The sequence below is a fragment of the Stenotrophomonas maltophilia genome, assembly GCF_004920835.1.
Classification (GTDB): Bacteria; Pseudomonadota; Gammaproteobacteria; order Xanthomonadales; family Xanthomonadaceae; genus Stenotrophomonas; species Stenotrophomonas maltophilia_AQ.
On the sequence record NZ_QFHO01000002.1, the window covers coordinates 50524 to 72814 of the forward strand.

A 22291-nucleotide genomic window follows, 5' to 3' on the forward strand; every position below is an offset into this window, starting at 1 on the left:
GAAGTGGTGCATTACTTTGCTACCACACCTGTCCACGCATCCTCCAGGGATCTGACGATGTCGCACCCAACCCTCCTGTCCGGCCGTCGCAGCGGAATCTGCGCTGCCGCACTGCTGATCTCCTCCTCCCTGCTGCTGGGCGGTTGCGCCGCAGGGCCCAATTCCGAAGCCAAGGCCGCCGAGACCAAGGAGGAGAAGAAGGTCGACGCGGTTCCGGTCGAGGTGGCCGTGGCCAGCCATCGCGCCGTTGCCGCCAGCTACACCGGCACTGCTGCGCTGGAGCCGCGCGCCGAATCGCAGGTGGTCGCCAAGACCTCTGGCGTGGCGCTGGCGGTGCTGGTCGAAGAAGGCCAGCGGGTCAGCGCCGGCCAGCCACTGGTGCGGCTGGACCCGGACCGTGCGCGCCTGGCCGTGGCGCAGAGCGAAGCGCAGATGCGCAAGCTGGAAAACAACTACCAGCGCGCGCAGAAACTGGTTGGCCAGCAGATGGTCAGCGCCGCCGACGTCGACCAGCTGCGCTACGACCTGGAAAACGTCCGCGCGCAGTACCGCCTGGCCACGCTGGAGCTGTCCTACACCACGGTTGTAGCGCCGATCTCCGGCGTGATCGCGTCGCGCTCGATCAAGACCGGCAACTTCGTGCAGATCAATACGCCGATCTTCCGCATCGTCGACAACTCGCGGCTGGAAGCCACCCTCAACGTGCCCGAGCGCGAGCTGGCCACCCTGCGCGCTGGCCAGCCGGTGACGCTGGCCGCCGACGCGCTGCCGGGCCAGAGCTTCACCGGTACGGTCGATCGCATCGCGCCGGTGGTGGATTCAGGCAGTGGTACGTTTCGCGTGGTCAGCGCCTTCGACGGCGCCGCGCACGCGCTGCAGCCCGGCATGTTCGGGCGCATCCGCATCGATTACGACCAGCGTGCCGATGCGCTCGTGGTGCCGCGCCTGGCGCTGCTCGACGACGGTGAACCGGCGGTGTTCCGGGTGCGCGAAGGCAAGGTCGCACGCGTTCCGGTCAAGCTGGGTTACGCCGAGGGCCCGTGGGTGGAGATCCGTGATGGCCTGGCGGCCGGTGATCAGGTGGTCACCGCCGGCAAGGTCGCCCTGCGCGACGGCACCGCGGTGCAGGTGATCGCCGATCCGAAGGCAAAGGCGAAGACGGTCGCAACGGCTGCCAAGCCGGCGGACAAGGCCGGGAGCAAGCAATGACCGCCCCGGGCCACGACCACGGTGCCTCGCCGGCGAGCGACGGCGCCGCCGCCGGCATGCGCGGCGGCCTGGTGGAATTCGCCACCCGCCGCCGCGTGACCATCGCCATGTGCACGGTCACCCTGCTGCTGTTCGGCGTGATCGCGCTGGGCAACCTCAAGGTCAACCTGCTGCCGGACCTGAGCTATCCGACGCTGACCGTGCGCACCGAATACACCGGCGCGGCACCGACCGAAATCGAAACCCTGATCACCCAGCCGGTTGAGGAAGCGGTCGGCGTGGTCAAGAACCTGCGCAAGCTGAAATCGGTCTCGCGCACCGGCCAGAGCGATGTGGTGCTGGAGTTCGCCTGGGGCACCAACATGGACCAGGCCAGCCTGGAAGTGCGCGACAAGATGGAAGCGCTGAATCTGCCACTGGAGGCCAAGGCGCCGGTGCTGCTGCGGTTCAATCCGTCCACCGAGCCGATCATGCGCCTGGTGCTGTCCAGCAAGACCGCACCGGCCAGCGATGCCGATGCGGTCCGCGAGCTGACCGGCCTGCGCCGCTATGCCGATGAAGACCTGAAAAAGAAGCTGGAGCCGGTCACCGGCGTGGCGGCGGTCAAGGTCGGCGGCGGCCTGGAAGACGAGATCCAGGTCGACATCGACCAGCAGAAGCTTGCCCAGCTGAACCTGCCCATCGACACCGTCATCAAGCGCCTGAAGGACGAGAACATCAACATCTCCGGCGGCCGCCTGGAGGAGGGTTCGCAGCGCTTCCTGGTGCGTACCGTCAACCAGTTCGCTGATCTGGAAGAGATCCGCAACCTGCTGGTCACCACCCAGGCGTCGAACGGCAGCGCGGCTGACTCGGCGTTGCAGCAGATGTTCAACATCGCGGCGTCGACCGGTTCGGCGGCGGCCATCGCGGCGGCCTCGGCGGCGCAGAGCGCATCGTCCGGTGGTGGCTCCAGCGTGGTTGCCAACGGTGTGCCGGTTCGCCTGAAGGACGTGGCCACCGTGCGCCAGGGCTACAAGGAACGCGAAGCGGTGATCCGCCTGGGCGGCAAGGAATCGGTGGAACTGGCGATCTACAAGGAAGGCGACGCCAATACCGTGTCCACCGCCGAAGCGCTGCGCAAGCGCCTGGAGCAGATCAAGGGCACGTTCCCGTCCGATGTCGAGATGACCACCATCGAGGACCAGTCGCGCTTCATCGAGCACGCCATCGCCGACGTCAAGAAGGATGCCGTTATCGGTGGCCTGCTGGCGATCCTGATCATCTTCCTGTTCCTGCGCGATGGCTGGAGCACGTTCGTGATCAGCCTGTCGCTGCCGGTCTCGATCATCGCCACGTTCTTCTTCATGGGCCAGCTCGGCCTCAGCTTGAACGTGATGTCGCTGGGCGGCCTGGCGCTGGCCACCGGCCTGGTGGTGGATGACTCGATCGTGGTGCTGGAGAGCATCGCCAAGGCCCGCGAGCGTGGCCTGGGCATCCTGCAGGCGGCCATCGTCGGTACCCGCGAAGTGAGCATGGCGGTGGTCGCCTCCACCCTGACCACCATCGCGGTGTTCCTGCCGCTGGTGTTCGTCGAGGGCATCGCCGGCCAGCTGTTCCGCGACCAAGCATTGACCGTGGCGATCGCCATCGCGATCTCGCTGCTGGTGTCGATGACCCTGATCCCGATGCTGAGCTCGCTGAAGGGACGGCCGCCGCTGGCGTTCCCGGAAGAGGCGCCGAACGCACCGTGGCAGCCGCAGAACCGCTGGCAGAAGCCGGTCGCGCTGGGCCGCCGTGGCGTGGTCGCGACGGCGCGCTGGAGCTTCTACGCACTGGCCTGGCTGGTGGTGCGGGTATGGCGTGGCGTGGTGGCCGTGGTGGGTCCGGTGATGCGCAAGGCCAGCGATCTGGCGATGAAGCCCTATGCCGGTGCCGAGCGTGGCTACCTGCGCCTGCTGCCGAGCGCGCTGGCGCATCCGGGCAAGGTATTGGGCGTAGCCTCGATCATCTTCGTGGCGACCATGGCGCTGGTGCCGATGCTCGGTGCCGACCTGATCCCGCAGCTGGCGCAGGACCGTTTCGAAATGACGGTGAAGCTGCCGGCCGGCACGCCGCTGAAGCAGACTGATGCACTGGTACGCGAGCTGCAGCTGGCACACGGCAAGGGCGAGGGCGTGGCTTCGCTGTACGGTGTCAGCGGCAGCGGCACCCGCCTGGATGCCAGCCCCACCGAGAGCGGCGAGAACATCGGCAAGCTGACCGTGGTGATGGAAGGCGGCGGCAACGCGCGTACCGAAGCGGAGATCACCGAGCGCCTGCGTGACACCATGGGCCGGCATCCGGGTGCACAGGTCGACTTCGCACGGCCGGCGTTGTTCAGCTTCTCCACGCCGCTGGAAATCGAGCTGCGCGGGCAGGACATGGCAACCCTGGAAGTGGCCGGCCAGCGCCTGGCGGCGATGCTGCGCGGCAACGCGCACTACGCCGACGTGAAGTCGACCGTGGAAGAGGGCTTCCCGGAAATCCAGATCCGCTTCGACCAGGAACGCGCCGGTGCGCTCGGCCTGACCACGCGCCAGATCGCCGATGTGGTGGTGAAGAAGGTGCGCGGCGACGTCGCCACCCGCTACAGCTTCCGTGACCGCAAGATCGACGTGCTGGTGCGTGCACAGGAAGGTGATCGTGCCAGCGTGGACAGCATCCGTCGGCTGATCGTCAACCCGGGCAGCACCCGTCCGGTCACCCTGGACGCGGTGGCCGATGTGGTCGCCACCACTGGCCCCAGCGAGATCCATCGCGCCGACCAGACGCGGGTGGCGGTGGTGTCGGCCAACCTGCGCGACATCGATCTTGGCGCGGCCATGCGCGAAGTGCAGCAGATGGTGTCGGAACAGCCGCTGGGCGCAGGCGTCGGCCTGCACATCGGTGGCCAGGGTGAGGAGCTGGCGCAGGCGGCGAAGTCGCTGATCTTCGCCTTCGGCCTGGCGATCTTCCTGGTCTACCTGGTGATGGCCTCGCAGTTCGAATCGCTGCTGCACCCGTTCGTGATCCTGTTCACCATCCCGCTGGCGCTGGTCGGCGCCATTCTGGCGCTGATGCTGACCGGGAAGCCCATTTCGGTGGTGGTGTTCATCGGCCTGATCCTGCTGGTCGGCCTGGTCACCAAGAACGCGATCATCCTGATCGACAAGGTCAACCAGCTGCGCGAGGCCGGCGTGGCCAAGCACGAGGCGCTGGTGGAAGGTGCCCGCTCACGCCTGCGGCCGATCATCATGACCACGCTGTGCACGCTGTTCGGCTTCCTGCCGCTGGCGGTGGCGATGGGCGAGGGTGCGGAAGTGCGTGCACCGATGGCGATCACCGTGATCGGCGGCCTGCTGGTGTCGACCCTGCTGACCCTGCTGGTCATTCCGGTGGTGTATGACCTGATGGACCGTCGCGGCGATGCGTATTACCGCGAACGTGGCCGCAAGCATGCCGGCGGGATCGAGCCGGCTGCAGCGGGCAGCGCGGCGGGTGCGGAGGAACCGGCATGAGTGTTGCCGAGTTCTCCATCCGCCGTCCGGTCACCACCATCATGTGTTTCGTGTCGCTGGTGGTGATCGGCCTGATCGCCTCGTTCCGGCTGCCGCTGGAAGCATTGCCGGACATCTCGGCACCGTTCCTGTTCGTGCAGATCCCGTACACCGGCTCGACACCGGAGGAAGTGGAGCGGACCATCATCCGCCCGGTGGAGGAATCGCTGGCGACGATGACCGGCATCAAGCGCATGCGCTCGTCGGCCACCTCCGAGGCGGCGCTGATCTACATCGAATTCAGCGACTGGGACCGCGACATTGCGATTGCCGCTTCCGATGCGCGCGAGCGCATCGATGCGATCCGCAGCGACCTGCCCGACGACCTGCAGCGCTACAACGTGTTCAAGTGGTCCAGCAGTGACCAGCCGGTGCTGAAGGTGCGCCTGGCCAGTACCACCGATCTGACCACTGCCTATGACATGCTCGACCGCGAGTTCAAGCGGCGCATCGAGCGCATTCCCGGCGTGGCCCGCGTCGACATCACCGGCGCGCCGCCGAACGAGGTGGAGATCGCCATCGATCCGAACCGGCTCAACGCGCACGGGCTGAGCATCAACGAGCTGAGCGAGCGCCTGCGCACGCTGAATTTCTCGATCTCGGCCGGACAGATCGACGACAACGGCCAGCGCGTGCGCGTGCAGCCGGTGGGCGAAATCACCGACCTGCAGGAAATGCGCGACCTGGTGATCAACGCCAAGGGCCTGCGCCTGGGTGATATCGCCGAGATACGGCTGAAGCCGGCGCGCATGAGCTATGGACGCCGCCTGGACGGCAACCCGGCGGTCGGCCTGGACATCTTCAAGGAGCGCAGCGCCAATCTGGTGGAGGTTTCGCGCGCGGCGCTGGCCGAGGTCGAGGCAATCCGCGGGGAGGCGTCGATGCGCGACGTGCAGATCAAGGTGATCGACAACCAGGGCAAGGCGGTGACCTCCTCGTTGCTGGAACTGGCAGAGGCCGGCGGCGTCGGCCTGATCCTGTCGGTGACCGTGCTGTTCTTCTTCCTGCGCCACTGGCCATCCACGCTGATGGTGACCCTGGCCATTCCGATCTGCTTCACCATCACCCTGGGGTTCATGTACTTCGTCGGGGTGACGTTGAACATCCTGACCATGATGGGCCTGCTGCTGGCGGTCGGCATGCTGGTCGACAACGCCGTGGTGGTGGTGGAGAGCATCTACCAGGAACGCGAGCGCATGCCCGGGCAGCCACGGATGGCCTCGATCATCGGCACCCGCAACGTGGCCATCGCGCTCAGCGCCGGTACCCTGTGCCATTGCATCGTATTCGTACCGAACCTGTTCGGCGAGACCAACAACATCAGCATCTTCATGGCGCAGATCGCGATCACCATCTCGGTCTCGCTGCTGGCCTCGTGGCTGGTGGCAGTCAGCCTGATCCCGATGCTGTCCGCGCGCATGACCACGCCAAAGCTGGTGCATTCGAAGACCGGCCTGATCGCGCGCCTGCAGCGCCGTTACGCACAGCTGCTGGACTGGTCACTGCGCCACCGCGGCTGGAGCCTGCTCGGCATCCTGCTGGTGGTGCTGGTCAGCCTGGTGCCGATGAAGCTGACCAAGATCGATATGTTCGGCGGCGAAGGCGGCAAGGACATCTTCATCGGCTACATGTGGAAGGGCGCCTATACCTACCGGCAGATGTCCGAGGAAGTGGCACGGGTGGAGAGCTGGATCGACCAGAACCGCGAACGCCTGCACGTGAAGCAGGTGTACTCCTGGTACAGCGAGCAGGAAGGCAGCTCGACCGTGGTCACCCTCGACGAGAAGTACGCCAAGGACATCAAAGCGCTGCAGGAAGAGCTGCGCAAGGGGCTGCCGAAGTCGGCCCGCACCGATTATTTCGTCGGCAACCAAGGGGGCGACGGCGGCGGTGGTGGCAATCAGGGCGTACAGGTGCAGCTGGTCGGCGACTCCAGTTCGATGCTGCAGGAAATTGGTCAGGAAGTGGTGCCGCTGCTGGCCCAGCGTGCCGAGCTGCGCGACGTGCGCATCGACAACGGCGAGAAGGGCGGTGAACTGAAGGTGCGCGTTGATCGCGAGCGCGCTGCGGCGTTCGGCTTCAATGCCGAGCAGGTGGCCAGCTTCGTCGGCCTTGCACTGCGTGGTGCGCCGATGCGCGAGTTCCGTCGTGGTGACAACGAAGTACCGGTATGGGTCCGCTTCGCCGGTGCCGAACAGAGCAGCCCCGAGGATCTGGCCGGCTTCAGCGTACGTACCGGCGATGGCCGCAGCGTGCCGCTGCTGAGCCTGGTCAGTGTCGACGTCGGTTCGTCGGCCACCCAGATCGGCCGTACCAACCGCCAGACCACGTTGACCATCAAGGCCAACCTGGCCGAGAAGGTCACCGCGCCGGACGGCCGCAAGGCCATGGAATCGGTGCTCAAGCCGATGAACTTCCCGGCCGGCTATGGCTTCACCTTCGATGGCGGTGACTACGGCAACGACGACGAAGCGATGCAGCAGATGGTGTTCAACCTGCTGATCGCACTGGTGATGATCTACGTGGTGATGGCCGCGGTATTCGAGTCGCTGTTGTTCCCTGCGGCGATCATGAGTGGCGTGCTGTTCTCGATCTTCGGCGTGTTCTGGCTGTTCTGGATCACTGGCACTTCGTTCGGGATCATGTCCTTCATCGGCATCCTGGTGCTGATGGGCGTGGTGGTGAACAACGGCATCGTGATGATCGAGCACATCAACAACCTGCGGCGCGGCGGCATGGGCCGAACGCAGGCACTGGTTGAAGGCTCGCGCGAGCGGTTGCGCCCGATCATGATGACCATGGGCACGGCGATCCTGGCGATGGTGCCGATCTCGCTGACCAATACGCAGATGTTCGGTAATGGCCCGGAGTACGCGCCGATGGCGCGCGCGATCGCCGGTGGCCTGGCGTTCTCGACGGTGGTCAGCCTGCTGTTCCTGCCGACCATCTATGCGGTGCTGGATGACCTGCGCAGTGCGGTCACGCGACTGATCCGGCGCGCCCGCGGTCTGGAGATGGTAGAGCCGGGCGCTGCCCGGCTGTAATGCACGACAACGTGTTGTGGTGTGGGGGGAGACCGGTCGTAGTGGGGCGGTCTCCCCCCATTTTTTTTTCAGGCCTTGCGCAGGAACAGCGTGCGCCGGGTGTATTCATGCCCGAAATCGACATGGCCGAACCGCGCGATCTCACGCCGGCCGCGTCGGTAGTAGCGCCATGGCGCCTTCTCCGGCGGGTGGGTCTGTCCGTAGAAGACATCCATGTGACCGACCGGCATCGACTTCGGGGTCACATGCATCACCACGCTGCGGCGCGTGCCGGACGAAGGATGCGGGGCGCCGCCATGGAACAACTGTGGGTGCCAGACGATGACGTCACCCGCCTGCACGTGCACCGCTTGCGGTTGCAGGCCAGCATCTTCGCATTGGCGGGCCACCGCATCCTGGTAGGCAGTCCAGCCCTCCGGCGACATGGCGCCGACCGGGCTGTCGCCGAAGACCGTGCGTCGCAGCGCCTGCACATCAATGGGCGGCAGCAGGTGGCTGCCCGGGACCACCCGTAGTGGGCCGTTACTGTCATCAACTGCCTCCAGTGCCGTCCACACCCCCATGTAGCGCTCGCCCGGGGAGGTGCAGAACAGCGGCGTATCGCGGTGCAATGACTGTTCGGATCCGCGCTCGTAGTAGAGGCTGGTGTAGAGCGTAGTGGGTTCACCGAGGAAGCGGTCGCAGACGTCGATGGCCGGGTTGTCGGTGAGCAGGCGGGTCATCGCATCCACTGCCAGGTGCAGGTTGACGACCCGGTACATGCGATTGTGATCGTCCAGGTTGCGCGTTACCGCTTTGGGGTTGCGCTGCTTGAAGCGCGCGATGCGCTCATTGATGTCCTGGACCAGCGCCGGCGCGATGGCCTGGCGAACGACTACGTAACCATCGCGCATCAGCGCGTCATATGCATCCATCGCTGTGTTCCTCCTTAAACGCTGAGTATAGCCACGTGGGGCGGGACCATCAGCCCGCCACCTTGCCCCAGACCTTGAACGTGGTCAGCCACAGGCCCAGCATGCTGCCCAGGTTGGTCAGCATGAAGGTCAGCACCACGCGGGTGACGCGGTTGCGGTACCAGCCCTTCAGGCTCTGCGCATCGTCGCGCAGCTTCAGGAAGTCCTCGTACGCCGGCTTGCGCAGGCGTGCTTCCACCAGCGCCGAGAACGCGCCGGTTGGAATGCTCAAGCGGAACGGCTTGAACGGTGCCACCGCGATCGCGGTCAGGATGCTCAGCGGATGGCCACCGGCCAGCAGGCAGCCCAGGCCGGCCAGACCGCCGGTGTACATCGCCCAGGTCGCCAGCAGCTCGGTGCCAACGCCCAGCCCGCCGCGGTAGAAGCCCACGCCGATGCCGGTCGCTACGATGGCCAGGATGCCCAGCGTGAACCACGGGATGTTGCGCTTCTTCGGCACCGATTCCAGCTCGGCGCGCAGCGGTGCCGGCGCCTCGGTGTCGGTTTCCAGATAGCGTGCCAGCCCGGCCAGGTGGCCGGCACCGACCACCGCCAGCACTTCGCGCTGCTGCGGGTCGTGCGCTTCGCGCAGGCGCGTGGCCATGTAGCGGTCGCGCTCGCCGATGATGGTCTCGTACAGCGCCGGGCTCTCGCTGGCGAACTCGCCGAAGCTCGACTCCAGCATGTCGCCCTGCTTAAGTTTTTCGATCTCGTTCTCGCCCACTTCCTCCGACGAGAACAGGCCGGCGCCAAGCCCGGCAACCAGCTTCAGCTTGCCGAAGAAGCCCAGCCGCTGCGATGCACGGCGGAAGGTCAGGCCGACTTCACGGTCGATCAGGTGCACAGGCAGATCGCGCTCGCGGGCCAGTTCCACCGCGCGCTTGAGTTCGGCACCCGGCTCGATGTCGAGCTGCTCGGCCAGGCGCCGCTGGTAGGCGGACAACGCCAGGTTGGCGGCGAACAGGGCGACGCGGCCCTTGCGGATCACCTCGACCAGGTCGAGCTTGGCCAGGGTGTCCGGGTCGCTCAGGGCCTGCAGGCGCTGCGGATCGAGCTCGACGGCCACCGCGTCGAAGCGACCACTGTCGATCGCTTTTTCCACTGCTTCGACGCTGGCGCGAGAGACGTGCGCGGTGCCGAGCAGGGTGTAGCGCACGCCGTCGCGTTCAACGACGCGTACCGGCTGGCCGGCGAACAGGTCATCGCCGGTGTCAGGAAGGGTTTCAGTCATGGATTCATTCATTGGAAGGTGCGGTGTCGGCGCCATCGCCGAGCGCGCGCTGCATCTGCACGGTATCCAGCCAGCGGCCATGCTTGCGGCCAAGGCCACGGAACACGCCCACCAGCTCGAAGCCGAAGCGTTCGTGCAGCTTGATGGAGGCGGCATTGGTCGGTTCACCGATCACCGCCACCATCTGCCGGTAGCCGCGCGCCACGCAGGCGTCGATGAGGGCCTGGAGCAGGCCGGCGCCCACGCCCTGGCCCTGGAAGCGGGCATCGACGTAGACCGAGTTTTCCACGGTCCACTGGTAGGCGATGCGGGTGCGGTAGGTGTTGGCGTAGGCATAGCCGGCCACCTGGCCGTCGATCTCGGCGACCAGGTAGGGGAAGCCACGGTCGATGATGTCGCGCATGCGGCGCAGCATCTCCGGCGCGTCGGGGATGTCGTACTCGTAGGTGTTGACGAAGTCGGTCACTTCCACCGCATAGATCGCGGTGATCGCGTCGATGTCGGCCGGGCCGGCATCACGGATGAGGACGGCCATGCGCGGGCTCCGGCTCAGTCGATGTAGCGCTTGAGCAGGTCGCCGTACGCATCGATGCGGCGATCACGCAGGAACGGCCAGATGCGGCGCACGTGCTCGCTGCGCTGCAGGTCGACGTCGCACACCAGCACGGTGGCATCGGTGCCGGCCTCGGCCAGGAACTCGCCCTGCGGGCCGAGCACGTGGCTGTTGCCCCAGAACTGGATGCCCGACGCGCCCAGCGGCGAAGCCTCGTGGCCGACGCGGTTGCAGCTCAGCACCGGCAGGCCGTTGGCCACGGCGTGGCCGCGGTGGCTCAGCACCCAGGCGTCGCGCTGGCGGGTCTTCTCGTCCTGCACATCGTCCGGGTCCCAGCCGATCGCGGTCGGGTACAGCAGCAGCTCGGCACCGGCCAGCGCCATCAGGCGCGCCGCTTCCGGGTACCACTGGTCCCAGCACACCAGCACGCCGAGGCGGCCCACCGAGGTATCGATCGGCTTGAAGCCGATGTCGCCCGGGGTGAAGTAGAACTTCTCGTAGAAGCCCGGGTCGTCCGGGATATGCATCTTGCGGTACTTGCCCAGCAGCGTGCCGTCCTTTTCGAACACTACCGCGGTGTTGTGGTACAGGCCGGCAGCTCGGCGCTCGAACAGCGAGCCGACCAGTACCACGCCATGCTTCTTCGCCAGCGCGCCCAGGCGCTCAGTGCTCGGGCCCGGAATCGGCTCGGCCAGGTCGAACTCGTCCACCGACTCGTGCTGGCAGAAGTACGGACCGTTATGCAGTTCCTGCAGCAGCACCAGCTTGGCACCCTGCGCAGCCGCCTCGGCCACGCGTGCTTCGATCACCGCCAGGTTGGCGGCGGCATCACCGTGGTTGCGCTCCTGGATCAGGGCGACGGTAAGGGGGCTGCGCGAGTTCATGCGGGGCGTTCCTGCGGGGGAAAACCTGCATGTTAGCGCGGATGGACGGCGACGGCGTGTCGCGCGCTGAATGGGTGCTGGTAGTGCCGGCCGCTGGCCGGCAATCCCGTGGATCCATCAGACATTGCATGGTTGCCGGCCAGCGGCCGGCACTACCGTCATGCCTTCAACAGGCCTTCCGGCAGCTGCATGGTGATGCAGTGCAGGCTGCCGTTCTGCCAGATCAGCGAGCGGCACGGCACCTGCACGATCTCGCGGCCCGGGTGCGCCTGCGCCAGCACGTCGCGGGCGAGATCGTCAGCCGGATCGCCGTAGGCCGGCATCAGTACCGCACCGTTGACGATCAGGTAATTGGCGTACGAGGCAGCCAGGCGACGGCCTTCGTCGATCACCGGCTGTGCCCACGGCAGCGGGAACAGGCGGTACGGCTGCCCATCCTTGGTGCGCAGTGCGGCCAGCTCGTCGCCCATCGCCTGCAGCTCGGCGTAATGCGAGTCGCTTTGGTCGTCGCAGGCCTGGTAGACGATGCTGTCGGCCGAGGCGAAGCGGGCGAGGGTGTCGATGTGGGCGTCGGTGTCGTCGCCTTCCAGGTAGCCGTGGTCCAGCCACAGCACGCGATCCTGCTGCAGCCAGTCGGCCAGGTCGGCAGTCAGGCTTGCCCGGTCGCGGTCCGGGTGGCGCTCGTGCAGGCACTTCCAGGTGGTCAGCAGGGTGCCTTCACCGTCGGTCTCGATGCCGCCGCCTTCCAGCGCGAACGGGATGCTGCGCACCGGTGCGTCGTTGAACACGCCGGCCTGGTCGAGCACGCCCACCAGCTGGTCATCCAGGGTCGCGTCGAACTTGCCGCCCCAGCCGGTGAAGCGGAAGTCCAGCAGCTGGAAGCCGCCATCGGCGCGGCGCAGGGTGATCGGGCCGGAGTCGCGCAGCCAGGTATCGTCGTAGGCCGCCGTGGTGAAGTGGACCTTGTCCATGTCGATGCGGTTGGAGCGCAGCCGCATCTCGGCATAGGTCTCCACATCGTCGTCGGCCACGCAGATCAGCACCGGTTGGAAGCGGGTGATCGCCGCGACCAGCGCGATGTAGGTCTCTTCCACCTGGCCCAGGCGGTCGGCCCAGTCGGTGTCGGCGGTGGGCCAGGCAATCAGGATGCCGCTCTGGGCTTCCCATTCGGCAGGAAAACGAAGGGTCTGGTTCATGGTCTCGCTACACAGGCCCGCGCACGGCGGGTAGAGGGATCATCGGATCGGCGGTTTCGGGCCGATTTCGTTCGGGTCCGCCTGGTTGGCCACCACGTTGATCACCTTCTGCTTCTCGAAGTAGACGGTGAACTGCGGGTACACCCAGCGGTTGATGGTCGGCCATTGCCGCTTCTGCCCGCCACGCGGCTGCAGCTGCTCGCTCGGCGCGCCGAACTGCGCCTGCACCTGCTGCATGCTCTGGCCGCGCACGGGCAGGGCACCAGCTGGTTTTTCGCGGGCGCGGTCGACAAGCAGGGTATCGGCCAGCACCGGTGTGGCGGCGGCCAGGGTGGCCAGCATGGCCAGGGCGGACAGGTAACGCTTCATCTCGAACTACTCCCCAGTGGTCAAGAACGGCGATTACAGCAAAAACGGCAGGAAAAAGCCGCATAAACAAAAAACCGCCCGAAGGCGGCTTTTTGCATCGGGTCGGCCCCGCGTAGGGCCAGCCGCAGCCGCGAGGGCTGTGAGGCTTAGCGCTGACGCGCCTTGAAACGCGGGTTCGACTTGCAGATGACGAAGATCTTGCCACGGCGACGCACGACCTTGCAGTCACGGTGACGGGCCTTCGCCGACTTCAGGGAGGACAGGACTTTCATGGCATACCTCGGCGTAAACAGTAGTTGTTCGGGTGGAGCGTGGCCGCGATATGCGAAAGACAATCGGCAGTTGACGCTCGTTCAAGCCCGCCATTCTACCGGGCTTTTCCTCGTGGTTTCAAGTGGTTGCACAAAAGATCCTGCTGGGGGCGTCTGGCAGGGGCTAGAATGGCCTCTTCACACGCTCTGGGACCCCCATGAATCCACTCGCTCCCGTCCTGACCATCGACGGCCCATCCGGGGCCGGCAAGGGTACCATCAGCCGCATCGTGGCGCGCCGGATGGGCTGGCATTACCTGGATTCGGGCGCGCTGTACCGGGCGGTGGGCGTGGCTGCCAGCTGGGCCGACATCGATACCTCGGATGCCTCGGCGCTGGTCCGCTGCACCTTCGACACCCACGTCCAGTTTGTCGAGCAGGGCGAGGCCATGCGGGTCCTGGTCAACGGCACCGATGCCACCGACGAGCTGCGCCTGGAGACCACGGGGGCGCTGGCCTCGGCCATTGCCGCCATTCCTGAGGTCCGTGCCGCCCTGAAGGAGCGCCAGCGCGCATTCAGGGAACTGCCGGGCCTGGTCGCCGATGGCCGTGACATGGGCACGGTGATCTTCCCGGACGCGTCCTACAAGGTCTTTCTGACCGCCAGTGCCGAGGAGCGCGCCGAGCGCCGGCATAAGCAGTTGAAAGACAAGGGGGTTTCTGTTAGCTTTGATGACCTCCTGCGCGAGATCATGGCCCGCGACGCCCGTGATGCTCAGCGTACCGTGGCGCCCCTGAAGCCGGCAGACGATGCTGTCCTCATCGACACCACAGGCATCGGCATCGATGATGTCGTTGCCCGAGTGATGGATCTGCTTCCGGTTCCGGCTGCCTGATCCGTTCGCGCGGGAGTACTGCCAGCAACACCGGTGGTGGTCGCGCAAAGCAGTGCTGTACCAGCTCCGTCGCGCAATGATGCGTGGCGGTTTTCCTACTACACACGACCTGCGTTTCCGGGGTCGACCAACAGGCGGGCGGTCGCCATTCCCCTGAAGGGGACGCCACCGACCCATGTGTCCAACAGAGTAAATCTAATGACCGAATCATTTGCCGAACTGTTTGAAGCCAGCCAGGCCAACCTGGCCAAGCTGAAGCCGGGCGCCATCGTCAGCGGTACCGTTGTTGAAGTCCGCGGCGACGTCGTGGTGATCAACGCTGGCCTGAAGTCCGAAGGCATCGTGCCGATCGAACAGTTCCGTAACGACGCTGGCGAAATCGACGTCGCCGAAGGCGACATCGTCAAGGTCGCCCTCGACTCGATCGAGAACGGCTTCGGCGAAACCGTCCTGTCGCGCGAGAAGGCCAAGCGCGCGATGGTGTGGGACGAGCTGGAAGAAGCGTTGGAAAAGAACGAAACCATCACCGGCCGCATCAGCGGCAAGGTCAAGGGTGGTTTCACCGTGGACATCAAGGATGTCCGCGCCTTCCTGCCGGGTTCCCTGGTCGATGTGCGCCCGGTGCGCGATCCGGCCTACCTGGAAGGCAAGGAGCTCGAGTTCAAGCTCATCAAGCTGGACCGCAAGCGTAACAACGTCGTGGTTTCGCGCCGCGCTGTCGTCGAAAGCGAGCACTCGGAAGAGCGCGAGCAGCTGATGGACAAGCTGCAGGAAGGCGCGATCCTGAAGGGTGTCGTCAAGAACCTGACCGACTACGGCGCGTTCGTGGACCTGGGCGGTATCGACGGCCTGCTGCACATCACCGACATGGCATGGAAGCGCGTGCGCCATCCGTCCGAAGTCGTGAACGTCGGCGACGAGCTGGACGTGCGCGTGCTGAAGTTCGACCGCGAGCGCAACCGCGTTTCGCTGGGCCTGAAGCAGCTGGGCGAAGATCCGTGGGATAACATCGCCCGTCGTTACCCGGCCAACAGCCGCGTGTTCGGCAAGGTCTCCAACGTCACCGATTACGGCGCGTTCGTCGAGATCGAGCCGGGCGTCGAAGGCCTGGTGCACGTTTCCGAAATGGATTGGACCAACAAGAACGTCAACCCGTCCAAGGTCGTGCAGGTCGGTGACGAAGTTGAAGTCATGGTCCTGGACGTGGACGAGGAGCGTCGCCGCATCTCGCTGGGCATGAAGCAGGTTGCCGCCAATCCGTGGGAAACCTTCGCTGCCACCCACAAGAAGGGTGACAAGGTGTCGGGCCAGATCAAGTCGATCACCGACTTCGGCATCTTCATCGGCCTGGACGGCGGCATCGACGGCCTGGTTCACCTGTCCGACATCAGCTGGGCGACCACTGGCGAAGACATCGTTCGCAACTTCAAGAAGGGCGACACCCTGGACGCGGTTGTCCTGGCTGTCGATCCGGAGCGTGAGCGCATCTCGCTGGGCGTCAAGCAGCTGGAGCAGGATCCGTTCGGCCAGTACATGGCTGCCAATCCGAAGGGCTCCAAGGTTGAGGGCGTGGTGAAGGAAGTCGACGCCAAGGGCGCGATCATCGAGCTGGCTGACGGCATCGAAGGTTACGTCTCGGCCCGCGACATCGCCAACGAGCGCGTTGACGACGCCACCCAGCACCTGAAGGTCGGCGACAAGGTCGAAGCCAAGTTCGTGGGCATGGACCGCAAGGGCCGCACCCTGCAGCTGTCGATCAAGGCCAAGGACGACGCGGAAATGCGCGAAGTGCTGGAGGAATACCAGTCCTCTTCGGCTGCCAGCGGCACCACCCAGCTGGGCGCGCTGCTGCGTGCGCAGCTGAGCGGCAACAAGTCCGAGTAATCGGCCTTACGCTGTTCGTTGTTTCCTGGACGGCCCGGGCACTGCCCGGGCCGTTTCAGGCTGAGATGCCCCTGATGTGAGCCGGTAATGACCAAATCCGAACTGATCGAAATCCTTGCGCGCCGGCAGGCGCACCTGAAGGCCGATGATGTCGATCTGGCGGTCAAGTCATTGCTGGAAATGATGGGCGGTTCCCTCTCTGCCGGGGATCGCATCGAAATCCGTGGCTTTGGCAGCTTCTCGCTGCACTACCGTCCGCCGCGCCTGGGCCGCAACCCGAAGACCGGTGAATCGGTGGCCCTTCCGGGCAAGCACGTCCCCCATTTCAAGCCGGGCAAGGAACTGCGCGAGCGGGTCAGCAGTGTGCTGCCGCTGGACGCCGATCCGGCCTGAGCCCGCCCCGCCGTCGCGCCACCGCGTGCGAATCGAGCCGCGAGTCGGATAAGCTACGGTCTCCTGCCACTGGAGCTGTCGCATGAAGGTTTTTCGTCTGCTGGTCCTGCTGGCGGTGCTGATCCTTGGGCTGATCATTGGTGCGGTCAACATGACCGCGATGTCGATCAACCTGTTGTTCACCCAATTGAATACGTCCGTCGGCGTGGCGCTGATTGCCGCGCTGCTGATCGGCGTGATCGTCGGCGCCGGCCTGGTGCTGGTGAGCGTGGTCATTCCGCTCTACAGCCAGCTGCGCCGCGCCAACAAGTCCGTTGCCGCCACGTCGGCGCCGGTGGTTCCCCCGCAATCTTTTGATGGACGCTGACCGAAGATGGATTTCGTCACCGAGTGGCTGTGGTTTTTCCTGTTCGTTCCGCTGGCCGCATTGGCCGGATGGGTGATCGGCCGGCGTGGCGGGCAACGCCACGGTGACAACCAGGTCAGCCGCCTGTCCAGCACCTATTTCCGCGGCCTGAACTACCTGCTCAACGAACAGCCGGACAAGGCCATCGAGCTGTTCCTGCACATCGCCGAGCTGGACAAGGAAACCTTCGAGACCCAGGTCGCGCTGGGCCATCTTTTCCGCCGCCGTGGTGAAGTCGATCGCGCCATCCGCCTGCACCAGGGCCTGGTCAACCGCCACGACCTGAGCGACGCGCAGCGCGTGCAGGCGCTGCTGGCACTGGGCGAGGACTACATGAAGTCCGGCCTGCTGGACCGCGCAGAGACCGTGTTCACCGAACTGGCGCAGCTGGACCAGCGTGCTCCGCAGGCGCTCAAGCACCTGATCGGCATTTACCAGGCTGAGCGTGACTGGGAAAAGGCGATCGACAATGCCACCCGCTTCGAGGACGTGACCGGCGAGCCGATGGGCAAGCTGATCGGCCAGTTCGAGTGCGAGCTGGCCGAGCGCTTCCGCGGCGCCGGCAAGCTGGAAGAGGCGAGGGCAGCGATTGCCCGCGCCTACCAGGCCGACGCGATGTCGGTGCGTGCCGGCATCATCGAGGGCCGCCTGGAAACGGATGCCGGCAACGCCGAAGCCGCCGTGCGCGCGTTCGAGCGCGCGGCCCGCAACGATCCCGAGTACCTGCCCGAGCTGCTGCCTGCGCTGATGGCCAACTACCGGAAGGTCGGCGACCTCGGCGGTGCGCGTGCGTTCCTCTCGGAAATGACCGAGCACTATCGTGGTATCGCCCCGGTGCTGGCGCTGACCCGCCTGATGGAAGAGCAGGAGGGCGTGGCCCCGGCCCGTGCCTACCTCGGCCGCCAGCTCAAGGATCGTCCTTCGGTACGTGGCGAGTCCGCGCTGATCGACCTGACCCTGGCCGAAGGCGCCGATTCCACGGCGACCCTGCACGACCTCAAGCACATCACCGACCAGTTGCTGGTCCGCAACCCCGCTTACCGCTGCACCCGCTGCGGCTTCGGCGCGCGTACCCACCACTGGCAGTGCCCGAGCTGCAAGGAGTGGGGCACGGTCAAGCCACTGCTGAACTACGCGGTGCTCTGATCCATGCCGTGGTTTGTGATGGGGGCGCTGCTGGGATTGGCCCTGCTGAGTGCGGCGCTGACCTGGGCGGCACGCGGTTACGCGCTGCGCAGGCAGCTGATGGACCAGCCCGGCGAACGCCGCAGCCATAGCGTGGCAACCCCCCGCGGTGGCGGCATCGCCATCGTCATCAGCCTGCTCGTTACGGCGGGCGTGGCGATGTGGGCCTGGCCCGAAGCAACGCCCAGCCTGCTGGTTGCCAGTCTCGGCCTGGTCCTGGTCGCGGGCATCGGCTGGTGGGACGATCACAAGCCGCTTCCGGCCATGCGCCGGCTGCTGGTGCACTTCATCGCCGCCGCGCTGCTGGCTGCGTTGGTCAAGATGCATGGTGGCAGCTGGCTGCTGGCCGTGCTGGTGCTGCTGTTCACTGCCTCGCTGATCAACATCTGGAACTTCATGGATGGGATCAACGGCATTGCCGCCAGCCAGGCCATCGTGGTCGCGCTGGGCCTGGCGCCGGTGCTGCCCTGGCCCTATTCGCTTGCCGCCGTGGCGCTGGGCCTGGCCTGCCTGGGATTCCTGCCGTTCAACTTTCCGCGCGCACGGATCTTCATGGGTGATGTCGGAAGTGGCGCGCTGGGGTATGCCGTGGCGGTGGTTCTGGCGATCGCCAGCGTGCGTACCGACATCAATTGGATCCTGCTGCTGGTCCCGGCCTCGGCGTTCCTTGTGGACGCAGGCTTCACACTGCTGGCGCGCATCATTTCCGGGCAACGCTGGACGGAACCCCATACCCAGCACGTCTACCAGAGGGCGGTCCAGGCAGGAGCCAGCCACGCTCAGGTGACAGGGATGTACTTTGCTTTGGGCCTGTTCAGTATTACAGTGCTTAATGTCTGCTCGAATTTGCAGCCGAGGTGGGAGGCTGTCGTGGCGATCGCGTGGTTCATTGCGCTGAGCGTCCTTTGGCTCCTCCTGCGCAATGGATTGCGTCACCGACAAGGAACTATCTGACTCATGGCTTCACCCTGGCGGGACAGAATCCTCGGCCTGATGCCGCGTTCGGCCATCGTCTGCCACGACCTTTTCATGGTCTGGGCATGCTGGCAGCTGCTCCATGCGGGGCGCTACTCGATCCTTCCCAACGCGCCCGCGCTTCCCCTGTGGAATGTCGACACCACCCTGGTACTGCTGCTGCAGGGCCTGGTGTTCTGGCGCGTTGGCCTGTATCGCGGGCTGTGGCGTTTCGCCAGCGTCAGCGACCTGCTGAACATCTTCAAGGCCAGCTTCATCGGCATGGTCGCCATCGTGCTGGTGCTGATGTGGAAGCGCTTCGATGGCGTACCGATGTCGGTGCTGGTGATCTATCCGTTCGCACTGTCGGCGCTGCTGGGTGCGCCCCGGCTGCTGTACCGGGCCTGGAAGGATTACCAGTCGCTGCAGTCGGATTCGTCCGCGCGGCGCGTGTTGATCCTCGGTGCCGGCCAGGCGGCCGAGACCCTGGTCCGCGACCTGCGCCGGTCGGGCAACTTCGAACCGGTGGGCCTGCTGGATGATGCGCCCCACCTGCGTGGGGCCAAGCTGCAGGGCCTGCCCATCTTGGGCGGCCTGGACGACGCGCCGGCAGTGGTTCGCGAAACCGCGGCCAAGCTGCTGGTCATTGCTATTCCGTCGCTGGATGCCGCGGGCATGCAGCGGATCGTCGCCATCTGCGAAAGCACCGGCGTGCCGTTCCGTACCGTACCCAAGCTCAGCGACATCCTGCAGGGCCAGTCGCTGCCAGGGCAGTTGAAGGAAGTGGCGATCGAGGATCTGCTCGGCCGCAAGCCGATCATGCCGGACTGGAACCTGATTCGCGGCTGGTTGGGCGGCCGTACCGTGATGGTCACCGGTGCCGGTGGCTCGATCGGCTCGGAGCTGTGCCGCCAGTGCGCGCGCCATGGCGCCGGCCGCATCATCCTGCTGGAGATCAGCGAGCTGCTGTTGCTGACCATTGAAGGCGAGCTGCGCCGCAGCTTCCCCGATGTCGAGGTCGAAGCGGTACTGGGCGACTGTGGCGACCCGGCGGTGATCCGCCACGCGTTGTCGCTGCATCCGGTCGATACCGCGTTCCATGCCGCTGCCTACAAGCATGTGCCGGTGCTGGAGCGTCAGCTGCGCGAAGCGGTGCGAAACAATATCCTGGCCACCGAGAACGTGGCTCGTGCCTGCCTTGAGGCGCACGTCGAGCATTTCGTGTTCATCTCTACCGACAAGGCGGTTGATCCGGTCAATGCGCTGGGTGCCAGCAAGCGCTACGCCGAGATGATCTGCCAGAGCCTGGACCAGAGGTCCACGCATACCCGGTTCGTCACCGTGCGCTTCGGCAACGTGCTGGCCTCGGCCGGCAGCGTGGTGCCGCTGTTCCGCGAGCAGATCCTGCGCGGCGGACCGGTTACTGTCACCGACCCGGAAGTCAGCCGCTACTTCATGACCATCCCGGAGGCCTGCCAGTTGATTCTGCAGGCCGCCGCGTCAGCCTCGCATGGTGCGATCTATACGCTTGACATGGGTGAGCCGGTGCCAATCCGCGTCCTGGCCGAACAGATGATCCGCCTGGCCGGCAAGCAGCCGTACAAGGACATTCCGATCATCTACACCGGCCTGCGCCCGGGCGAGAAGCTGCACGAGACGCTGTTCTATTCGGACGAGGACTATCGTTCGACCGCGCACCCGAAGATTCTCGAGGCCGGTGTGCGCACGTTCGCGCGCGATGTGGTGCTGGGCAATGTCCCGCGCCTGCGCGAGGCGGTGTGCAGCTACGACACCACCAGCATCCAGGAGATCCTGTTCGCGACGATGCCGGAGTTCTCTCCCATCGAACAGGATGCTTACATTTCATCCGCTAAAGTCGTGCCCTTTCCGGCACGTGAGGCCAACAGGCACCAATGAGCAAGCGAATTCGCAAGGCAGTTTTTCCAGTGGCAGGGCTCGGGACGCGCTTTTTGCCGGCAACCAAGACGGTGCCGAAGGAAATGTTGCCGATCATTGATCGTCCGCTGATCCAGTACGCGGTTGATGAAGCGATCGAAGCGGGCTGCGACACGCTGGTGTTCATCACCAACCGCTACAAGCATGCGGTGGCCGATTATTTCGACAAGGCCTACGAACTGGAGCAGAAGCTCGAGCGTGCCGGCAAGCTGGAACAGCTGGAGATGATCCGCCATGTGCTGCCCAACGGCGTGCGTGCGATCTTCGTGACCCAGGCTGAAGCGCTGGGCCTGGGCCATGCGGTGCTGTGTGCCAAGGCGGTGATCGGCGACGAGCCGTTCGCGGTGCTGCTGCCGGACGACCTGATCTGGAACCGTGGCGATGGCGCGCTGAAGCAGATGGCCGACCTCAACGAAGCCAGTGGCGCCAGCGTGATCGCGGTGGAAGACGTGCCGCATGACAAGACCGCCAGCTACGGCATTGTCGCCACCGATGCGTTCGATGGCCGCAAGGGTCGTATCTCGCAGATCGTAGAGAAGCCGAAGCCGGAGGACGCACCGAGCGACCTGGCCGTGGTCGGCCGCTACGTGCTGAGCCCGAAGATCTTCGAACTGCTGGAGCAGACCGGCAGCGGTGCCGGTGGCGAGATCCAGCTGACTGATGCGATCGCGCAGCTGCTGAAGACCGAAGAGGTGGATGCCTATCGTTTCGAGGGCACCCGTTTCGATTGCGGCACGCACCTGGGGCTGGTGGAGGCGACGATTCGCTTCGCGCTGGACAACCCGAAGCTGGCCGGCCCGGCACGCGAGAAGCTGGCGGCGATGCTGGCGGAGTAGGTTTATCAAGCGCTCCGTCAGCGCCTTCCTGCCAAAGTGGGGGAGGCGTGGGCAGTCCGCTGCAGGACACGCCGTAAACCCATCCCTGGGGGCTCGATGGCGCCAACCATGGCGCCAACGGTCCTGCAGCGGCCTGCCCACGCCTCTCGACAGTTTCCTGCGGGCGCGGACGGGAAGGGCGGAATCAAGGGCAAGAGCAAAAGCAAAAAAGGCAGCCGATGGCTGCCTTTTTCGTTTCCGCGAGCGTCGAGTCGGGGTCGGATCCCTTTGCGTAGCAAAGGGCTCTGACCCCAGCTCTTGATCCTGCCTTTGCTCCCCCCTCCGCCGCGCGGAATGATGGATGGCGCGGGTGGGTGAGGCTGCCCGGGACCGTTGGCGCCATGGATGGCGCCATCGAGCCCCCAAGGGTGAGGGCGCTTTGGTTGCGAAGCACTGCTTCGCAAGCGCCCGAACGCACAGCCGCTAGCGGCTGGGCCGGACCCCGGAGGGGGGTTCACGGCGTGTCCCGGGTAGCCCTGCCAACCCGGCCCACGC

General features: G+C 65.6%; 18 protein-coding genes. 11 read left to right on the forward strand and 7 right to left on the reverse strand.

Annotated features, from left to right (window positions below; translation table 11 throughout):
• The first annotated feature begins 57 nt into the window (after positions 1-57).
• From DI041_RS01745 to DI041_RS01755, 3 genes are read left to right on the forward strand one after another with little or no spacing between them, the layout of a single operon-like run.
• A complete protein-coding gene (locus tag DI041_RS01745) occupies positions 58-1209 on the forward strand; it encodes an efflux RND transporter periplasmic adaptor subunit (RefSeq protein WP_136639468.1) in 1152 nt (383 codons plus the stop codon).
• Positions 1206-4727, forward strand: coding sequence for an efflux RND transporter permease subunit (locus DI041_RS01750; RefSeq protein WP_169050357.1), 3522 nt, complete (start codon positions 1206-1208; stop codon positions 4725-4727). Before DI041_RS01745 ends, DI041_RS01750 begins: the two co-directional genes overlap by 4 nt.
• Positions 4724-7810 carry an efflux RND transporter permease subunit gene (locus DI041_RS01755; protein ID WP_136639467.1) on the forward strand — a complete coding sequence of 1029 codons (3087 nt, stop codon included), beginning with the start codon at positions 4724-4726 and terminating at the stop codon, positions 7808-7810. Before DI041_RS01750 ends, DI041_RS01755 begins: the two co-directional genes overlap by 4 nt.
• A 68-nt stretch (positions 7811-7878) precedes the next feature.
• On the opposite strand, the gene DI041_RS01760 is transcribed toward DI041_RS01755, so the two are convergent.
• The 7 genes from DI041_RS01760 to ykgO form a co-directional block, all read right to left on the reverse strand.
• Positions 7879-8724: a phytanoyl-CoA dioxygenase family protein gene (locus tag DI041_RS01760; RefSeq protein ID WP_046983813.1), complete on the reverse strand. Its 846-nt coding sequence runs from the start codon at positions 8722-8724 to the stop codon at positions 7879-7881.
• 49 nt (positions 8725-8773) lie between these two features.
• Entirely contained in the window at positions 8774-9994 is a 1221-nt protein-coding gene (locus tag DI041_RS01765; RefSeq protein WP_136639466.1) for a TraB/GumN family protein, read from the reverse strand.
• A 4-nt stretch (positions 9995-9998) separates the two neighbouring features.
• Positions 9999-10529 (reverse strand): GNAT family N-acetyltransferase, encoded by a 531-nt coding sequence (locus tag DI041_RS01770; protein WP_046983811.1) that lies wholly within the window; start codon positions 10527-10529, stop codon positions 9999-10001.
• A 14-nt stretch (positions 10530-10543) separates the two neighbouring features.
• Positions 10544-11431 carry a carbon-nitrogen hydrolase gene (locus DI041_RS01775; RefSeq protein WP_046983810.1) on the reverse strand — a complete coding sequence of 296 codons (888 nt, stop codon included), beginning with the start codon at positions 11429-11431 and terminating at the stop codon, positions 10544-10546.
• A 158-nt stretch (positions 11432-11589) separates the two neighbouring features.
• Positions 11590-12627 carry an agmatine deiminase family protein gene (locus DI041_RS01780; protein ID WP_136639465.1) on the reverse strand — a complete coding sequence of 346 codons (1038 nt, stop codon included), beginning with the start codon at positions 12625-12627 and terminating at the stop codon, positions 11590-11592.
• A 39-nt stretch (positions 12628-12666) separates the two neighbouring features.
• Entirely contained in the window at positions 12667-12969 is a 303-nt protein-coding gene (locus tag DI041_RS01785; protein WP_426355763.1) for a hypothetical protein, read from the reverse strand.
• A 173-nt stretch (positions 12970-13142) separates the two neighbouring features.
• Positions 13143-13268, reverse strand: coding sequence for a type B 50S ribosomal protein L36 (gene ykgO, locus DI041_RS01790; protein ID WP_005409283.1), 126 nt, complete (start codon positions 13266-13268; stop codon positions 13143-13145).
• Positions 13269-13465: 197 nt separating this feature from the next.
• Here ykgO and cmk point away from each other — a divergent pair, with 197 nt between their 5' ends.
• The 8 genes from cmk (at position 13466) to galU (ending at position 21757) form a co-directional block, all read left to right on the forward strand.
• Positions 13466-14143, forward strand: coding sequence for a (d)CMP kinase (cmk, locus tag DI041_RS01795; RefSeq protein ID WP_046983807.1), 678 nt, complete (start codon positions 13466-13468; stop codon positions 14141-14143).
• A 198-nt stretch (positions 14144-14341) separates the two neighbouring features.
• Positions 14342-16027: a 30S ribosomal protein S1 gene (gene rpsA, locus DI041_RS01800; protein WP_012510790.1), complete on the forward strand. Its 1686-nt coding sequence runs from the start codon at positions 14342-14344 to the stop codon at positions 16025-16027.
• 87 nt (positions 16028-16114) lie between these two features.
• A complete protein-coding gene (locus DI041_RS01805; protein WP_005409286.1) occupies positions 16115-16420 on the forward strand; it encodes an integration host factor subunit beta in 306 nt (101 codons plus the stop codon).
• 82 nt (positions 16421-16502) lie between these two features.
• The gene (locus DI041_RS01810) at positions 16503-16787 is read left to right on the forward strand and encodes a LapA family protein (protein ID WP_046983806.1); all 285 of its coding nucleotides are present in this window, start codon (positions 16503-16505) and stop codon (positions 16785-16787) included.
• Between the two features lie 6 nt (positions 16788-16793).
• Positions 16794-17972, forward strand: a complete 1179-nt coding sequence (lapB, locus tag DI041_RS01815; RefSeq protein ID WP_012510791.1) for a lipopolysaccharide assembly protein LapB — start codon at positions 16794-16796, stop codon at positions 17970-17972.
• 3 nt (positions 17973-17975) lie between these two features.
• Positions 17976-18965 (forward strand): MraY family glycosyltransferase, encoded by a 990-nt coding sequence (locus DI041_RS01820; protein WP_046983805.1) that lies wholly within the window; start codon positions 17976-17978, stop codon positions 18963-18965.
• Positions 18966-18968: 3 nt separating this feature from the next.
• On the forward strand, positions 18969-20882 hold the full coding sequence (locus tag DI041_RS01825) for a polysaccharide biosynthesis protein (protein ID WP_046983804.1): 1914 nt from the start codon (positions 18969-18971) through the stop codon (positions 20880-20882).
• Positions 20879-21757 carry a UTP--glucose-1-phosphate uridylyltransferase GalU gene (galU, locus tag DI041_RS01830; protein WP_046983803.1) on the forward strand — a complete coding sequence of 293 codons (879 nt, stop codon included), beginning with the start codon at positions 20879-20881 and terminating at the stop codon, positions 21755-21757. The genes DI041_RS01825 and galU overlap by 4 nt, the downstream gene beginning before the upstream one ends.
• The last annotated feature ends 534 nt before the right edge of the window (positions 21758-22291 follow it).

Excerpts from the sequence above, each read along its gene's own strand:
- DI041_RS01750 (WP_169050357.1), top strand. The coding sequence starts at position 1,206 with ATGACCGCCCCGGGCCACGACCACGGTGCCTCGCCGGCGAGCGACGGC.
- DI041_RS01755 (WP_136639467.1), top strand. The coding sequence starts at position 4,724 with ATGAGTGTTGCCGAGTTCTCCATCCGCCGTCCGGTCACCACCATCATG.
- DI041_RS01745 (WP_136639468.1), top strand. The coding sequence starts at position 58 with ATGTCGCACCCAACCCTCCTGTCCGGCCGTCGCAGCGGAATCTGCGCT.
- lapB (WP_012510791.1), top strand. The coding sequence starts at position 16,794 with ATGGATTTCGTCACCGAGTGGCTGTGGTTTTTCCTGTTCGTTCCGCTG.
- DI041_RS01825 (WP_046983804.1), top strand. The coding sequence starts at position 18,969 with ATGGCTTCACCCTGGCGGGACAGAATCCTCGGCCTGATGCCGCGTTCG.
- DI041_RS01810 (WP_046983806.1), top strand. The coding sequence starts at position 16,503 with ATGAAGGTTTTTCGTCTGCTGGTCCTGCTGGCGGTGCTGATCCTTGGG.
- DI041_RS01770 (WP_046983811.1), bottom strand. The coding sequence starts at position 10,529 with ATGGCCGTCCTCATCCGTGATGCCGGCCCGGCCGACATCGACGCGATC.
- DI041_RS01775 (WP_046983810.1), bottom strand. The coding sequence starts at position 11,431 with ATGAACTCGCGCAGCCCCCTTACCGTCGCCCTGATCCAGGAGCGCAAC.
- ykgO (WP_005409283.1), bottom strand. The coding sequence starts at position 13,268 with ATGAAAGTCCTGTCCTCCCTGAAGTCGGCGAAGGCCCGTCACCGTGAC.
- DI041_RS01785 (WP_426355763.1), bottom strand. The coding sequence starts at position 12,969 with ATGCTGGCCACCCTGGCCGCCGCCACACCGGTGCTGGCCGATACCCTG.
- DI041_RS01765 (WP_136639466.1), bottom strand. The coding sequence starts at position 9,994 with ATGACTGAAACCCTTCCTGACACCGGCGATGACCTGTTCGCCGGCCAG.
- cmk (WP_046983807.1), top strand. The coding sequence starts at position 13,466 with ATGAATCCACTCGCTCCCGTCCTGACCATCGACGGCCCATCCGGGGCC.
- DI041_RS01780 (WP_136639465.1), bottom strand. The coding sequence starts at position 12,627 with ATGAACCAGACCCTTCGTTTTCCTGCCGAATGGGAAGCCCAGAGCGGC.
- DI041_RS01805 (WP_005409286.1), top strand. The coding sequence starts at position 16,115 with ATGACCAAATCCGAACTGATCGAAATCCTTGCGCGCCGGCAGGCGCAC.
- DI041_RS01760 (WP_046983813.1), bottom strand. The coding sequence starts at position 8,724 with ATGGATGCATATGACGCGCTGATGCGCGATGGTTACGTAGTCGTTCGC.
- rpsA (WP_012510790.1), top strand. The coding sequence starts at position 14,342 with ATGACCGAATCATTTGCCGAACTGTTTGAAGCCAGCCAGGCCAACCTG.
- galU (WP_046983803.1), top strand. The coding sequence starts at position 20,879 with ATGAGCAAGCGAATTCGCAAGGCAGTTTTTCCAGTGGCAGGGCTCGGG.
- DI041_RS01820 (WP_046983805.1), top strand. The coding sequence starts at position 17,976 with ATGCCGTGGTTTGTGATGGGGGCGCTGCTGGGATTGGCCCTGCTGAGT.